The sequence below is a fragment of the Niastella vici genome (genome assembly GCF_002077945.1).
Taxonomy (GTDB): Bacteria; Bacteroidota; Bacteroidia; order Chitinophagales; family Chitinophagaceae; genus Niastella; species Niastella vici.
The window spans coordinates 178,650-194,969 of record NZ_LVYD01000102.1 but is presented as its reverse complement, the minus strand read 5'-3'; the positions used below and the strand labels follow the sequence as shown (position 1 = coordinate 194,969).

At 44.8% G+C, this 16,320-nt stretch carries 10 protein-coding genes; 2 read left to right on the top strand and 8 right to left on the bottom strand.

The window, feature by feature from the left end; all coding sequences use genetic code 11:
• Nucleotides 1-77: 77 nt before the first annotated feature.
• The 4 genes from A3860_RS35435 to A3860_RS35420 all read right to left on the bottom strand — a co-directional run bounded on the left by A3860_RS35435 (nucleotide 78) and on the right by A3860_RS35420 (nucleotide 4,004).
• Nucleotides 78-863, bottom strand: a complete 786-nt coding sequence (locus A3860_RS35435; RefSeq protein WP_081155332.1) for a hypothetical protein — start codon at nucleotides 861-863, stop codon at nucleotides 78-80.
• A gap of 53 nt (nucleotides 864-916) precedes the next feature.
• Nucleotides 917-3,067 carry a protein kinase/lanthionine synthetase C family protein gene (locus A3860_RS35430; RefSeq protein ID WP_081155331.1) on the bottom strand — a complete coding sequence of 717 codons (2,151 nt, stop codon included), beginning with the start codon at nucleotides 3,065-3,067 and terminating at the stop codon, nucleotides 917-919.
• A 90-nt stretch (nucleotides 3,068-3,157) separates the two neighbouring features.
• Nucleotides 3,158-3,436, bottom strand: coding sequence for an HTH domain-containing protein (locus tag A3860_RS35425; protein WP_081155330.1), 279 nt, complete (start codon nucleotides 3,434-3,436; stop codon nucleotides 3,158-3,160).
• A gap of 124 nt (nucleotides 3,437-3,560) precedes the next feature.
• Nucleotides 3,561-4,004 (bottom strand): MauE/DoxX family redox-associated membrane protein, encoded by a 444-nt coding sequence (locus A3860_RS35420; protein WP_081155329.1) that lies wholly within the window; start codon nucleotides 4,002-4,004, stop codon nucleotides 3,561-3,563.
• Nucleotides 4,005-4,737: 733 nt separating this feature from the next.
• Here A3860_RS35420 and A3860_RS35405 point away from each other — a divergent pair.
• Both A3860_RS35405 and A3860_RS35400 read left to right on the top strand, forming a co-directional pair.
• Entirely contained in the window at nucleotides 4,738-10,872 is a 6,135-nt protein-coding gene (locus A3860_RS35405) for an alpha-2-macroglobulin family protein (RefSeq protein WP_158085463.1), read from the top strand.
• 255 nt (nucleotides 10,873-11,127) lie between these two features.
• On the top strand, nucleotides 11,128-11,622 hold the full coding sequence (locus A3860_RS35400; protein ID WP_081155325.1) for a DinB family protein: 495 nt from the start codon (nucleotides 11,128-11,130) through the stop codon (nucleotides 11,620-11,622).
• A 29-nt stretch (nucleotides 11,623-11,651) separates the two neighbouring features.
• On the opposite strand, the gene A3860_RS35395 is transcribed toward A3860_RS35400, so the two are convergent.
• From A3860_RS35395 to A3860_RS35380, 4 genes are read right to left on the bottom strand one after another with little or no spacing between them, the layout of a single operon-like run.
• The gene (locus tag A3860_RS35395; protein ID WP_081155324.1) at nucleotides 11,652-12,956 is read right to left on the bottom strand and encodes an enolase C-terminal domain-like protein; all 1,305 of its coding nucleotides are present in this window, start codon (nucleotides 12,954-12,956) and stop codon (nucleotides 11,652-11,654) included.
• Between the two features lie 59 nt (nucleotides 12,957-13,015).
• The gene (locus A3860_RS35390) at nucleotides 13,016-13,918 is read right to left on the bottom strand and encodes a 2-hydroxy-3-oxopropionate reductase (protein ID WP_394334802.1); all 903 of its coding nucleotides are present in this window, start codon (nucleotides 13,916-13,918) and stop codon (nucleotides 13,016-13,018) included.
• A 4-nt stretch (nucleotides 13,919-13,922) separates the two neighbouring features.
• A complete protein-coding gene (locus A3860_RS35385) occupies nucleotides 13,923-15,389 on the bottom strand; it encodes a GntP family permease (RefSeq protein WP_081155322.1) in 1,467 nt (488 codons plus the stop codon).
• Nucleotides 15,386-16,171: an HpcH/HpaI aldolase family protein gene (locus tag A3860_RS35380; protein ID WP_081155321.1), complete on the bottom strand. Its 786-nt coding sequence runs from the start codon at nucleotides 16,169-16,171 to the stop codon at nucleotides 15,386-15,388. The genes A3860_RS35385 and A3860_RS35380 overlap by 4 nt, the downstream gene beginning before the upstream one ends.
• Nucleotides 16,172-16,320 lie beyond the last annotated feature (149 nt).

Genomic DNA, 16,320 nt, shown 5'->3' with positions numbered 1-16,320 from the left:
TGTAAATTAAAAGGATTTTTGTATTCAGGCAAATAAAAATAAGAATAAACGCTTAGTCCATGGGATGCGTTCAGCGGTTAGCACATCGTTATACTGCATTGTTTCCAGTTCACCAGCGCCAGGTCCCAGTTGCTGGCTACCTGCGTAAACTCATCGTCAATACAATCAAAGGAAGTAAGGCATAAATGGGTGATCTGGTTATTTACCAGGATGCCGTAATATTCGTAATTGTCTGTTTGAACAACAAAACCGTTCTCCACGTACCCATCGCCCCCAAACCGGATATTTCCCTTTTTATTGACGGGCAGGGCGGCGCAAAAAGCGTCAAAAGGGATCTCAACCCCCAGTTGGGCTGTTTGTTGGCGAATATGCATGGTTTCGTACCCCAATAACAGGCTGGAACCGTTTTGGGCTAATAAAATGGGATCTATCAACGCCATTTCTTCCTGAATTAAAGGCAGGGCGTCTGTAGGAAGGAATTCTAATTGCAACCAGTCATCTGGCGTTAGTTCGAGGGTGAACTGCTGATAGAATGGGGTAGAAGTGGTCAAGGGGTTATTGGCATGCCGGGTAGCTACGTTATGGCCCAGGCTTGCCTGTTGCTGTTGTTCTACACTCAGTACATGCAGTTTTAATTTTCTGAAGATCCCAAACTCATCGGCCGACAGGGGATCAGCTTTTATCACCCGCCACGTATGTCCTTCAATATCTAATGTAATGGGTTTATCAAATATAGCCGGTAACTGGCTGAATGGTACTTTGTATATACCAATTTGCTGGCCCGTAACGCCATCGATACAGGTTACTTTTATCCGTTTGGGAAATAAGGTCAGGGCTGCATCAATAACTTTTGCGTAATTCATTTATCAAAGGACTAAGGTTATAATTTTGATTCCCAACTACACCGGCACATCAATCATTCCATTAATGGCAAAGTTAGTTTATCCGGAAAACAATACCGCAATAGAAAATGGATCACCCCGCTATTACCGGTCATAAAATCGGGTGTGGGCTGCTTTTCCCCCTGTACTAACCAATACGGTCCGTGTTTCGGATGTTCTTTTTTCAAATGCATAATCACCTGGGCTACCCAACCGGCTCTTTCCTGCCATTCCCGCTCTGCAAACACCCGCTCCGCTTCGAGGTAAATTTCTCCCAGTCCGCTCAACCCCTGCAACTGGCTGAGGTTGTTATCAATTGCCTGTTTGGGAATATTTAATAATGCACCGGTGGCATAATGTTTATAATCCTGCTTAAGTGTAGGGTTATCCGAACAGGCATAAGCTTTTATAAAAGCGAGGGCGATTCCCGACGTGCCTTCGCTCCACCAGTGCATTAATTCTTTATTCTTATCAGTGCGCCATTGAATTTTGTCGCCCCGGTGAATACCTTTTTTCATCAACCAGTTTAAACCGGCTTCTGCCGATGCCTTCGCAGTTTCATCTTTATAACGGTGGGCATATTCCAGCAAAAAATAAATGATCCCCGATACGCCATTGGCAAAACCGGGCCGCTTCTTTTGTTTGTCTTTTACTTCTTTGTATACCCACGTGCCATCTTTTTGCTGTTCCCTGATCAACCTGGTAACGTAACTGGTTAATCGATCTCTGGTTATATGTGGTTGTAAAAAATCATGGCATAGCCAGTGGGCCATTCCCTGCCCGGCCATGCCATTAATAAAACCAGTTGCCTGGTTATCCCGGTGAAGCAAGCGGTTGATCCAGTCAAAATAATGGGTTTGAGGTACTATCAGTCCATCCCGGATGGCGAGGGCCAGGGTAGCTGCAATACCGGGCGCACCGAAATGCAGACTGGGTGAAACCTGCTGAATGCGTTGTATGTATTTGGTTTCAATCAGATCTAATGCCTGCTGAATGGGAGCGGCAGTGCCTGTTATATCGAATCCCAGGCGATGTGCTTCATTGAGCAGGTACATTACCCCGGCAGCGCCTTTGCCGAAACTGGTGTACCAGCCTTTGTTGATCCTGTTCTTTTCACGGTTGGGTTCGGCGTTCACATCTTCCGAAAACCAGCCTTTGTTTTCATCTACAAGCAAGGGAGAGGTCAAAGTACCAATAGCCTGTTGTATCGTTTGTTTTATTTGTTCTTTTGTAAACAGGACCGGCTTTGTTATCGGCCGTTGTTTTTTGGTGCGCAGGTCGCTTTTGTATTGCACCAGTGCGTCGTACACAGGCGTAAGGGCAGGTCGTTTCACCGCATCGGGATGCAGGCATTGTATCACGATATCGGCAATCGCTTTATCGGGAATAAAAAAATACACCTTTTCACACAACGATTCAAAAGGAGCATCGGTTACCTTTTGCGGCGATATACCCGTCCATACCTGCAATAACACGGCGCCGGCAGAAAACACATCCTCTTTGATCGTAGGCGTTTCTGTTTTTAGTTGTTCCGGCGACATATAACCAAAAGTTCCTAACTGAAATGGTGGCGCCGGCGCCTGTTGTTGCAGGGAATAACTTAATTCCATATCTATTACCGCTACCTTGCCACCGGGCATAATGATAAAATTATTGGAAGTGGCATCGCGGTGTACTATCTGGTGTTTATGCAGCGTATTGAGCAGGTCAACGATCTGTACTAAATAATTCACGAAAGTTACACCTGTACGGGTTCCCGTTAGCAACCCATTACGCAGTTCACCATTCATGTCGCGACAGGCGTTGTATAATGGTTTGCCTTTTATGCGTTCCATTACCAGGTAATAATTACCATTCTCTTCAAAATGGCCCAGCAACCGCGGCATCCGTATTTTATCCTGGAGCTGGGCATGCAATTGTTCCTGCCAAATGAGCCGGTCCCTGATATCCCGGCCATGCTTGTCTTTGCTGTCGCCATAGGTCCCTTCCTTGATCACACAAAAACCAAAATTGGTGAGGCTTTTGATATACAGGCATTTTATAACATCGTTCTTCTGGCTTTCTTTGAGGCTCTTTAATATTATATAATTATAGCCGATGCGCTTACCTGCCTTTTTGATCGACTTTCCTTTTACTTCGGTTTCCGCCGCACTTTGCGAAACGGCCATTTCTGTCGCAACTTTCATCCCGATAATGGTTTAATGGTGTTAACTAAATTTCGGCAAGTCCACTGCAGTTTTCCTGCAGTGGAATATTAAATTTTGCCCTATCATTAATCAATCATTAAGTTCCAGTGAATAACTATCAAGCAACGGTTTCAACTTGCTTTTCGAGAAAAAGGCGATCACGAAAAAGCCATCTTCTTCATAAAAATAACTTTCGCGGTAACTGTCGAATTTAATGGGGCACCCCAGTCCTTTCATAAAATTGATGTAATCGTAAATACTTCTTTCCGAAAGGTTCAACCGTTCTGCCAGTTGCGCAGGAGTGCCGGTACCTCTGATTCGAATAAGATGGTCTAATCGGGAGAGCCGGTCAATAATGTCTCTTTGCATATATCGGGTGTTTAGGTGACGACGGTTAAATCGCCACGGGATAAGGAATCGGTTTCTTTTTGTTATGCGCCGGGACGTAACATGGCCTTTCAGATATAGTAAGTATTAAACAGTGCTCTTATTATTATGCGAGGGCAGGTAAAATTGGTAACATTCGCCGCTTTTTGCGTAACAGGTAAATGCCCCAGGCCGACAATGCGACAAAAACGCAATTGAATAGTATATGCGTACCCCACGACATTTCTTCCAGCACACCGCCGCAGGAGCAGGGGATGTCGCTGGTAAACAGCAGCATAGCCGTAATGTATACAGTGAATAACGACATTAATATAAAGGAGGCATATAACCCCGCCAGCCGTAACCCCGGTATTACCAGCATAACGGCAATGATCAACTCAATGGCAGGCACCGCCCAGGCCAGTATGCCGGCAAAGGGCGCAATAAAAGGTGATTCTGAAAGTGAGAATTGGAAATTGTAAAAATCAAGCAATTTGGCAGAAGCAGCGTATATAAAGAGGATAATGTTCAAAGTGCATATGATCCCCATGGCCATATTACTCTTTTTCATAGCATTACAGGTCTTAATGTTGACGAATAAGGTTATTGATCCCCATCTTACGACGGAGAGATTAGCTACAAAACAGTTGTTCTATTTAATAAAATTTAAGGTTGTGGGTTTTTCATCTGGCACGGAAAACAGGGATTTGCCGGTCTATTCCAAAGAGAATGAAACGGTATAATAATAACACCAACCGGATTTCAGAAAAGAGGTTAGAAGGAGTGTCGGGAGCTGGCCTTAACCTCGATAGATATTATCTTACTGTAAATTTACAAAGGAATTTTATTTTCCAATGTTAAGTTTTTAACTGTCAGCTTCACCTGATAATTGGTTTAACTGTTGTTATACTGCCAGTTCAATATTACGCAGGATAGTTATGTAATTGCTCATTAAAATATAGCAATACAGAATTTGATATATTGAAATAAAGTATTTTCTAAAATAGGTGTTACCGTTATACACCACTGCAGTATAACTGCAGTGATGCGCAGCTTGCCTATATTTAAACTGGCCTGTAAATAAACAAGTTCGGCCGATGATGCTTACGACCTTGTTCATAACCTGTTTGCCGATACCTGGCGTTCCATGCCCGGCTCCACATTGCCTCCAGGCGATTGCGCCGGGGGGTAATACAATTTGCAATACAGTTATTTTTCTTTTGGTTATCATATGTAATATGTTAGGTTTGCGCATCTAAGGTTAAAGAGTCAACTGTATGATGCTAAAATGGTCGGTTATTGCAATGATTTCCATGATTTTTCCTCTTTTTGCTTTTTCCCAGAATGATCATGATCCCGTATTGTGGGAATCTTTGGAAACCGCCATCAGGCAAAAGAATAATCTTGTAGATATTTACCAGCAGCTCGGGGATATTGAAACCGGCGCACAAAAAAACGGTGACCCTGTTATTTATGCCCGCGCACGCTATTACCAGTTGCTCATCACCGATGTCAGAACGGAAGACACCTTTTATTTTCGCAATTCCTCTTTTATCGACAGCACCCTGCAAAATCTGCATACCCCTGCCAGCCTGAGACTGATCATGCATATTATGCAGGCGCACCGGCTCCAAAAATTCTATCAAAAAGCTCAATATAGAAGGCCGCTTTACGAAACAAGAGACCTCCCGTTTAATTATGCCGCGTTTTCCAATGCGATGCTTGATAGCACCATTCAGTATCATTACGAACAGGCGAAAAGCCTGTCGCCCGCACTCAATAGTGACAACCCCGAAAATTTTGCCTGGCTTTCTTCCAACCCAATGGTGTTCCTGTTTAAACCCGCTATGTTTGATATCATCATCGCAGAACAGATCGCCTATAATACAAATCGTTACTGGTTCAATGACTCGTGGCAAAAACAATTTTCGGGGTGGCTGAAATTATCTCCCGCTGAACTTGTCAAAGCCCTTGATACTGTACAAAGCAACAGTAGGGAAGTGGTTGCACTCCATCTTTATAAAGAATGGCTTGGAAAACATCAACAAGACTCCGCGACCTTTTTCTTTATTGAATCCCTGGTACGGAAATATATTTATGAGAAGGCTGGGTACGGCTTATTGAAAGAATCGGAATATGAAAAATATTTACTCGCCGGCACTGAAAGCCCTATCCCGGAAGTAAGGGCCCATGCGGTTTATCAGCTTTGCCTGTTATGGCACAACCGTACAAGGAACAATGAGTATATTTTTAGTAAGGATAAATTCCCGCCGGCTAAGGCCCTTGAACTGTATGAAAGCAATAAGGCTTTATTCAACGATTTTGCTTTCCTCGGCCGCGAACTGGAGGGCATGAAAAAACAAATTCTGGCCTCAGAGATTACCTGGAAAATGAATGATTGCGTATTGCCCAATGAACCCATATTGACAAAGATTGAATACAAAAATGTAAGTAATCTATATTACAGGGTCATTCAGTTAGGGCATGATGAACAGTTGCCAAAAAGCCAGGATACAGCCATTCTGTATCTTCTTAATAAATCCGCCCTGCGTTCTGTACACGAATCCTTACCGGTCACCAGCGATCTGGATAAACATAAAACCTTCCTGAAAATTGACCGGTTGACGGCTGGCAGGTATGCCATTTTGTTTGCGCCTAACGAAATTACCGGGTTTAATAAGGAGATTGCCCACGTTACGTTCCAGGTTACACAAATTGCCATAGTGGCATCTGATAACCGGGTATATGTATTGAACAGAAAAACCGGGTTGCCACTAACAGGTGTATCTGTTTCGGTTAGTGATGAAGATGAAAAAGTATCAATCAGAAATATTTCGAAACAGTATGGGTATGTTCTTTTAAAGAAAACTGAAGACTATGAAGTAGAAGTAGCCAACGGCAGCGATTCGCTGTATAAATATATAAGAGTTTCCAATGAAAAGCAGAATGACCATATTTATAACAAGGAAGAAGATGATGATCTGCTGGATTATTACATTGATAATGCCCAGATCAAAATGCTGACCGACAGAAGCATCTACCGGCCCGGCCAAACGGTTTATTACAAAGGTATAGTAACGACAAGGGATCCCTACACCGGGGCAACGATCATTGCTAATAAAAAGAACCTGCAGCACGGCCTCTTCCGGAATTTTTTGAAAAAATGGTTAAATGAAGATGAGCCGGAAATGTATATTACCGATCCTTTCAAAAGAAAGGTTGACACCTTTGCGGTAAAACCGAATGCATATGGTTCCATAGCTGGATCTTTTCATATTCCGGCAACGGCCGCAACCGGCACCTGGGAATTTGATGGAGATATTGATAATGTATCCTGGCGCGACGGGGCGTTCAGGGTGGAAGAATATAAACGCCCCACATTTGAACTCACAGCAGAACCACCGGCGACCACTTATTTACCGGGCGATGCGATCACATTCAAATTAAAGGTACGCTCATTTGCCGGCAGCACTATGGCCCATACAAAGATCCAGTATTCCATCAGCCGGTCTGTGCCGTATTATTTGCCGGAAGGGATACTGGAAGAAATGCAGTTTGACAGCTCGGTAACAACCGGAGAAAATGGTATTGCGGAAATAGTTGTTACCGATACCGCTTTGCAAAAGGCAAAACTGCCCGACTCTGTTAAATATGATTTTCATTATCAGCTAACGGCAACCGCCACTGATCTTTCCGGTGAAAGCCATGAAATCGACGGTGCCTTACATGTTTCAACACAGCCGGTCGTGATCAGCTTTCCATTGAAACATAATTATTATATCCATGATCAGCAACCGGTTCTTATTACAACCAAAGACCCAAATAAAATTGAGCTGGCAAGAAATATCCAGGTGAAAATATACAGGGAAAAGAACAACCGTGTAAATATGTTCCCCGGAATAACAAATTATGCAGACCAATGGAAATATTCAAAGGAACAATTGGCGCAATGGTTTCCAGATATAGAATTCAGCGCTGACACTAAACCGGAGAAGGAACTGGTTTATGAAACAACGATCAATACGGGCGCCGGTGAGAAGCTTCGCATTCCGTTTGAAACATTAAAAGCTGGTGAATACACTGTGCAGGCAACCTGTTATGAAAACAATATAGTGCGGGGAAACACTAAAGGAGCATTTACCATATTTGATACAGCATCAACGCATCTTCCCGTAGCAAAACATTCATTTTTTAATTTGCCTTTTAATTCGGTCAATCCGGGTGACAATGTTCAGGTTTATGCAGGAAGTGCTTACGACAGCACTTATCTGTTATTGCAGATCAAATATTTTTCCCTTCAGCACAAAAAACAGGTTATTGTACCTGTTTACCGGGAACAGATTATAAAAGCGGGCGTTCATGCATTTACATTTCATATACCCAACGATGTTACCGATCATGCAATCATTACTTCATTTTTTATCAGGAATAACGAAGCTTGCAGGCATAGTGAAAAAATATGGATCAATCAGCAATCAGCGCAACCTGCCATTATAATTGAACAATTCAGAAGCAAGCTAACGCCAGGGCAGCAAACGACATTCTCTGTTTCAGTAAAAACAAGAGATGATAATGTGGCGGCGGAAATGGCGTCAACCTGCTATGATGCCTCATTAGATAAACTGGAAAAACACAAATGGGAAATTCCGCAGCCCGAAATGCCTGGTGTGCTGAGGAATGAATGGCCTGAAAGATTAATTTATGAAGCCACAGGCAGAATCTTTCTTAACCGGTACAACATTCCGGAACAAACAATAAAACATCCGGTTTGGTGGATGCGCAACACATTACAAAAGCCAACAGATCGCTTTGGGCAACTGGAAGATGAAGATGTGGATTATGATCGTGTTTTCACAAAACTGGAAGGAAGGATGCCTGGCATAGCTATCGAAGACAGAGGCCTGAATGATGTGATAGTGGTAGGGTATGGCACCTCAAAAAAGCCTTTATCTGCTACCGCCAACGTTATTACCATCCGGGGCTCCAACAGCATTAACGGGGACTGGAATGATTTACTGGTGCTGATCGATGGCGTACCGTATACAGGTAAGCTAAATGAATTGAATACTGCCGAGATCACAGATATGATGATGTTGAAAGGGGCAGACGCTACGGCTATTTATGGCGCAAGAGGCGCTAAAGGCGTTATTCTTATAAGTACGAAAGGCCCGGTTAAATTACCTGAAATAAAACAGGAGCCCATAGTGAAAATCCGCAGCAATTTCAATGAGCTGGCCTTCTTTTACCCGGCCGTTCATGCCGGTAAAGACGGGTATTACCGCTTTACGTTCACCGTGCCGGAATCATTAACTGAATGGAACTGGAAACTGTTTGCCCACACGAAAAAAGCGCAATTCGCGTATGCCGAACGTAAGCTCAATACGCAACTGCCGTTCATGGTGATCCCTAATATACCCAAACTGCTTTACCAGGGCGATCACCTCATCCTGAAAAGCCGTATCAGCAATCTGGATAGTTTACGACAAACCGGGAAAACAATTTGCAAAGTAGAAGATGCGGTAACAGGAGAAGATATTACTGCCATTGTTGTAAAAGCCCCCGAAAACCGGTTTGAGGTGGGCGGCCATTCGAATACGGTTACAGGTACTGTACTGACTATTCCGAAAGGACAGCTTAACCCGGTGAAAATAATAGTAAAAGCCCTGGCCGGTGATTTTGCTGACGGCGAAGAACATATCATTCCCATATTGACAGATAAAATACTGGTGAAACACGTTGTGCCTTTTAGTTTCGTCAATAATAGAGATACGCTGATCTCCCTTCCTGCAAAAAATGATGTGTATGGAGTGGGCTTATCAATACAGCCAAAACCCCAGGCAGCGTTGATCAACTCATTGCCTTTCCTGGCCAACTATTCGTTTGATTGTGCCGAGCAAACATTCAATAAAATGCTGGCAAATATCATTGCATTGAATATAATGCAAACCGATAAGGTGACCCGGCAGGTATATATAACAGCAAAACAAACAACAGAAAAATACGGAGCGCCTGCATTACTTCCTGACCAGCTTAATGAACAGGCAATGCCCTGGCTGCAGTTAACTTCCCGCACAACCCTGCAGCAAAAACAATTGTACGAGTTGCTCGATACAGTTCGAACCAAAGCTGCCATTGACAGCTATCTTAATAAACTTTATAAATTACAAAACAAAGATGGTGGCTTGTGCTGGTTTGAAGGCGGAAAAAGCAGTTCGTACATTTCGGCCTATGTGCTGGCCGGTTTTGGAAAACTGGCTGAACAGGCAGATAGGTCTGCAATTATCAAAGGAGAAAAAATGGATGCCTTTATTGGTCAGCTTGTTCATTATACAGATGGCGACCTGAATGATCTATTTACGCTGTATGCAAGAGGTTACTGGCGAGCCAAATATCCGGTAACAGCCACTCAGTATATGCAAATTGAAAATAATATTAAACAGCAATGGGAGCAAATAGATAATGCCAGCCTGTACAAACAGGCCCTGCTGATCATTACTGCTATGAAATGGTTCAATAGCAATAATACATTATACGAGAAAGCGCTTCAACAGTTGGAACACATCCGCCAGCAGGCTATAGAAGACCCTGTAAAGGGCATTCGCTGGAAATTTCTTGCCAATGCGGATTATATGACTGTTTCCTGGGAAGAAGCCCTTGCTTTGCTTGCGGAAGCATTTGGTAAAACAACCGGTTCTGCCAATATCAGTGAAGGAATAATTAAATGGATACTTACATCAAAAAGTGGCCATGAATGGAAAAGCACCAAAGCAGCTGCCGCAGCCATCAGCCTTTTGCAGAAAACGCAGCAAACGGTAATTGGAGCGCCCAACACAATAAACAGTACCATCAATAATCAGCTGGTGACTGTCACTGATGACCTGTTGAGCGGCCAGCCCGTTTCGTTTATAAAGACCAACAACATTCCCCAATCACTGAAAGTTGGTAAAACCAATGATGCCCTGGTACAGGGTAATATTCTTACCTGGCAATTTATGGCTGCCTCAACAGTAAATCAGCTGATTGGTGTTCAATTAATAAAGCATATTTTCCGGCTCAACAATGTTTCCAATAAATGGGAACCGGTTAGCGATAGCACCGTATTAAAAGTGTCGGATAATTTGAAAGTAGTAATTGAAATTGAAACCGCCGGTTATCTACCGTATGTATATATTGATGATAAAACAAGCGGCGCTTTTGAACCAGTGGATGCGAACAGTGGATATGAATTTGGTAATAACTTCCAATATTACAGATCGGTACGCGATGCGGGTATGCAGTTCTTTGCAGAGCACATTCCTGCAGGTAGAACCGACATCAGTTATGAATTGAGAGTAGCCCAGGAGGGAACCTTCACCTTTGGCCCCGCATCACTACAATGTATGTACAATCCCGAAAAAGCGGCCTACAGCAACAGTACGGTCATTAAAACACAACCGTAAACGTTAGCAAACTAGATTATTTTTCACAGATCGGTCCAACCAAAAAAATGGCCACCCGTAGAAACGGGCAGCCTTAGTTGTTATAATTGTTTAAATTCCATTACAAAATTAATTATTGGCAGTTAATGAAAAAATAAAATTATTTAAACCCGGATCACTATGATATCAATGCGCAACCCCGCCCGGGGCGGGGCATGGCAGTTGTATACGTGGTGATATCAGCGTGAATCAGTATCTTGCTATAAAATTATCAGGATGCAGTACTCCATAAATGACGGATTCCCATATTACATTGAATTGTTAGGCGGTAAAGATTATTACCAGTTATTCACCTCAAAAGAAAATATAAACCTGCTCAGGTCTGTTACAGAAGAAAAAGCGGCGTGGCGCTATGCCCCTGGTAAATGGAGTATAAAACAGATCATTGGCCATATAACTGATCACGAACGCATTATGACCTACCGGGCGCTCCGGTTCAGCAGGAAAGATCAAACCGCCTTACCGGGTTACGATCAAAACACTTTTGTTGATAACAGCCGTTTTGACGAACTGCCGGTATCGCAGCTGATCACCGATCTGGAGAACGTAAGGAATGCTTCCATCAGCTTCATACACTCCTTATCAAAAGAACAACTGGCGCTTACCGGCACTGCCTGGAAATATGAATTGACCGTTGAAGAGTTCCTGAAAGCGACAATTGGCCATGAAGTGCATCACATCGACATGCTCAAAAAGAAATATTTGTCATAAAGTAAGTACCGGTACGCCGGTAACTAGTATCACCAGCGTACTGCCTCAAATTTCCAGCCCGGCACTACTTTTTGCATTTCCGTTTCATCATCCCGTTTGGTTAAACCGCATTGTAGATAATTCTGATGCAGCCGGGCCAATGCCTGCCGGTCGAGCTCTACGCCTAAACCAGGCTCATTAGGAACCGCAATGGCGCCATCTTCAAAATTGAAGCGACCCGTTTTTATGACCTCGTCTGACTGCCAGGGATAATGCGTATCGAGGTCGTAGGGCAAATGGGGAAGGGCAGCACCGAGGTGAACCATAGCCGCCAGCGAAATACCCAGATGGCTGTTTGAATGCATGGAAAGATGCCGGCCGAACGTGCTGCATATTTTTGATAATTCCATGGAGGCCCGTAACCCGCCCCAGAAATGATGATCGCTGAGAATAATATCTTCGGCACCAACGGCAACACTGCCTGGTATATCATCGAAAGAGGTAGTACACATATTGGTCGCCAATGGCGTTTTTAGCGCCTGCCGCACGATGGACATATTTTTCTGCCCCCGCGTAGGATCTTCGAGGTATTCGATAATGCCTTCCATTTTACGGCCGTACTGAATAGAAGTTTCAACCGTCCATAAAGCATTCGGATCAATTCGTAATGGAATATGCTCGCCGAAGGCTTCACGCAACGCAAAAACGGCTGCGGTTTCCTGGTCCGGCTCAAATACACCGCCTTTTAATTTTATAGAGCGGAACCCGAATGTCTTGCCCATGGCTTTTGCCTGGTGTACAATACCTTCCGGGTCAATCGCTTTTGCCTGACGGGCGGCGTTCCATCCCGTAGCGTTCCTGTCAATGTTAAAACCCAACTCGCCACCGGCGCCTTCGTATTTGTAAAAAAGATAGGCAGCAAAAGGAACACGGTCGCGCATTTTTCCACCCAGCAGATCTACTACCGGCAGCCCGGTAATTTTTCCAATGATATCCAAACAGGCCACTTCTATGGCGCTGAAAATATGCACCAGCTTTCGCTGGTCCCAGGGCGTTTCTCCACGCGCTGATGCGGTTTCTTTACCAAAATAACTTTCCAGTTCCCGGCCAATGCTGCTTAACTGTATGGGCGATCTTCCTATGATCAACTGACGGGCTTCCTCAAGTGCTTCATTGATGCTTGTATTGCCTGGTATTTCACTGACACCTGAGATGTTATCATCAGTGATCAGTTCAACAATAGTACGTAAGGCATAAGGTGCATGCAAACCTGCAGCGTTCAATAGAGGTGGATCGGTAATGGCGATGGGTGTTATGATCATTTCCCTGATCCGTGGCGCACTTTTGATTTTCATATGAGGTAAAAACTGATTGGTTGGTTTCATTATCTTTCTGTAACTGGTAACAGGAATTGCTAATGGGTTCCCGACAATTGTTGTATGAGCCAGGCAATAGCACTATGGTCCCATTCTCCCTTTCCCTGGGCAATCAAGGCATCCATATGAGCGCTTACCTGTGCCGTTCCGTATAGCGGAACCGAAAATTCCTTTCCGGCCTGTAAGGCTATATTCATGTCTTTCCGGTGTAGTTTTATTTTGAAGCCGGGTGCAAAGTTTTCTTCTATGATCCGTTTTCCATGCAGATCTAGAATGCGGCTTTGCGCAAAACCGCCCAGCAGCACTTCCCGCATTTTCTCCAGATCAACACCCGCTTTTTTGGCCAGGGCAAAAGCTTCGGCCACTGCCTGTATGGTCATACCCACGATCATTTGGTTGCAGGCTTTTGTCATTTGTCCGGCGCCTGCTTCACCAATGTGCACAATATTTTTTCCCATTGCATTGAACAGGAGCAGGGCCCGCTCAAATGCAGCCGCATTACCACCCACCATAATGGAAAGAGAAGCAGCGGTGGCGCCTACCTGTCCGCCCGATACAGGTGCATCCAGCGCCTCCACATCCTTTGCCTGTAATAGCTGGTAAATTTCCTTTGCAGCAGACGGGGCAATGGTGCTCATATCGATAAACAAACTGCCCGGCTTTACGCCTTCCACAATTCCTTCGGGGCCTGTAACAACTTCCAACACTTCAGGCGAATCGGGCAGCATGGTAATGATGATATCACACGCCTGCGCTATGGCCTTACCGGTAGCCAGCGCTTTGGCGCCTGCCTCAACCAGCTCTGCAGCTGCTTTACTTTTTTGCAATACATATACAGGATAACCTGCTTTTACCAAATGCAATGCCATGGGCTTGCCCATGATGCCTAACCCAATAAATCCTACTTTTTCCATTATCAATAATTTATGTACAGGTTTTATATTCTTATACCAGTGGCAACAGTTTCGCTGCGATCATAATGATGATCAATCCCGTAAGCCCCATTACCAACAGCATGGGCGCAAATGCTCTCAGGGTTTCTTTTTCAGTAAGGTTGCTCATTTTACAGATGAGCCAGAACCCGGCATCATTCATCCAGGGTATTAATTTTGAGCCGCAGCCTATAGCGAGCCCTATATACAGGGGATGATACGGAAGATGGGCATTATGCGTTAATCCCGACAGTATACCCGATGCGGTGATCAATGCCACCGTTGCCGATCCCTGTGCGGTTCTTACAATAGCAGTGATAAAAAATGCCATTGGGATCAGTGCCATCTGGTAATCTTTTGTAACCCCGGCAATGCGCTCACTGATGCCTGTTTGCTGCAACATGCCGCCAAAAGCGCCGCCTGCAGCAATGATGAGTATAATACTACCTGCGCTGATCACCGCTCCCTGCAAAAATGAACTTAGCCCTTCCCGGGTTGCTTTTTTATGTACCCGCAGTATTATTAGCGAAACAAGTGCCCCAATTACCAGCGCAATATTCCTGTCGCCCAGGAATTTTATTACAGCCGCCATTTTTTGTAAGAACAGGGACGAAGATATTTCCGCCGGACGGCCGCCATGTATGGAATGCAATGCTGTATCGGCGCATATAAACACCAATGGTATCAGCAATGGCAGCATCGACAGCCATAGGGGCGGAAGCTGTTTGGTTTCCTGTAATGAAACAGTCCTGATATCTTCCAGCTTTGCATCGAGTGAATCTCTTAATGCCACCGGCCATTTTTTATTTACCCATACGGCATAATAATAACCAGCTGTAATGGTGAATAGTCCCAGTAATATACCGGCGATCATCATGGAGCCCATGGCAATATGCATTTCACCAGCGAGGAACAGGGGCCCAGGGGCTGGTGGCACCAGTGAGTTGGCCATAGCAGCGCCACCGGCAATAGCCAAAATGAACAGGAGATAATTCTTTCCCAGCCGCAGGCTTATGGTTTTCGCCAATGGTGTCATGAGTAAGATCACTGCATCAAAGAACACGGGAATGCCCACAAAAAAACTACTCATAATAAAAGCTACCGGGGCTCTTTGTAAACCGGTGAGCCGTAATACCGATCGTACTATGCGTTCTGCGGCGCCACTTTCGAGCAGGCATTTTCCGATGATGGCCGCCATGGCTATGATGATGCCTATTTTTGAACAGGTATTACCAAACTCCAGCGCGACTCTTTCCCCAACGCTGCGGTTTGCCTGTTGCAGGGCCGCAGCCGCCGTGGCGCCTTTGCTGAGCGCATATTGTTCAACAGCCGATGCAGGCGTCATAATAGCCACCACCAGCGCGCCTAATAAAAGCGCCAGAAAAGGATGCAGTTTTATTGCGATGATACCACCGGCCACTATAACAATGCCGGTAAATAATATAACAACCGGTTCAGCTAAGAATAAGGATAACGTCATGGCATGCCTGTTTTTCCGGAGCTCCGCAATGTTTGTAATGTACTGGCCATGTTGCGCGCCGCATCAGCCACAAATGTGGCGTCGGCGCCGCAGGCGATCATGCGTATGCCCATGCTGCTGTAGCGGGCATATTCACCTGCATTAAAGAATAATATGCCGGTTGCCTTGCCAGCCTTGTTAGCTGCATTCACCGTGGCTTTTACCGCATCGAGGTATAATGGATGATCGAACTGGCCAAAAATGCCGAGGGCCATGGTTAAATCGGCCGGACCAATAAACAACACGTCTATGCCATCGAGCGCGGCAATTTCGTCGAGGTGGTCAAGCACTTCAATGGTCTCTATCTGCACTATCCCTACAATATTTTCTTTTGCCTGCTGATAATAGTTTTGAAAATTTTGTCCGAACGAAGTGGCCCGCACCATTTTGGCAACACCCCGCGTACCATCGGGCGGATAATGCAAACCGCTGGCAACCGCAGCAGCTTCAGCTGTATTGCTAATGCGGGGGCACATAATGCCTTCAGCACCCATATCGAGTATGCGATGGATGCGTTGCCGTTGAGCGCTCTCGATGCGAACAATAGCAGCAGCCGGCGTATGTTCAAGCGCCTGCAACTGGTGATACACATCCTTTTCGGTTCCCGCCCCATGTTCAAGGTCTAGCAGCACCCAGTCGAATCCTGATAAGCCCACGATCTCGGCGGTTACCGCGCTGCCTAAATTCAGCCAGCAGCCATGCAGGGTGGCGCCCTGTTGCAGTTGTTTTTTTAAATGCTTCATATGGCCTGATTCCTATGGTAAAGGTAGATCTAAATTAAAGAGATATAATTTACGTAATTATCTGTTTCTAACACAATTCTGCCCTTATTTGGCATACTTATGAGTGCCGCCCTGTTTTTATTTTGTTAACCCCTCATTAACCAATCTTA

Bases quoted from the DNA above. Each gene is read 5' to 3' on its own strand.
- A3860_RS35435 (WP_081155332.1), bottom strand. From the start codon at position 863: ATGAATTACGCAAAAGTTATTGATGCAGCCCTGACCTTATTTCCCAAA.
- A3860_RS35430 (WP_081155331.1), bottom strand. From the start codon at position 3,067: ATGAAAGTTGCGACAGAAATGGCCGTTTCGCAAAGTGCGGCGGAAACC.
- A3860_RS35425 (WP_081155330.1), bottom strand. From the start codon at position 3,436: ATGCAAAGAGACATTATTGACCGGCTCTCCCGATTAGACCATCTTATT.
- A3860_RS35420 (WP_081155329.1), bottom strand. From the start codon at position 4,004: ATGAAAAAGAGTAATATGGCCATGGGGATCATATGCACTTTGAACATT.
- A3860_RS35405 (WP_158085463.1), top strand. From the start codon at position 4,738: ATGATTTCCATGATTTTTCCTCTTTTTGCTTTTTCCCAGAATGATCAT.
- A3860_RS35400 (WP_081155325.1), top strand. From the start codon at position 11,128: ATGCAGTACTCCATAAATGACGGATTCCCATATTACATTGAATTGTTA.
- A3860_RS35395 (WP_081155324.1), bottom strand. From the start codon at position 12,956: ATGAAAATCAAAAGTGCGCCACGGATCAGGGAAATGATCATAACACCC.
- A3860_RS35385 (WP_081155322.1), bottom strand. From the start codon at position 15,389: ATGACGTTATCCTTATTCTTAGCTGAACCGGTTGTTATATTATTTACC.
- A3860_RS35380 (WP_081155321.1), bottom strand. From the start codon at position 16,171: ATGAAGCATTTAAAAAAACAACTGCAACAGGGCGCCACCCTGCATGGC.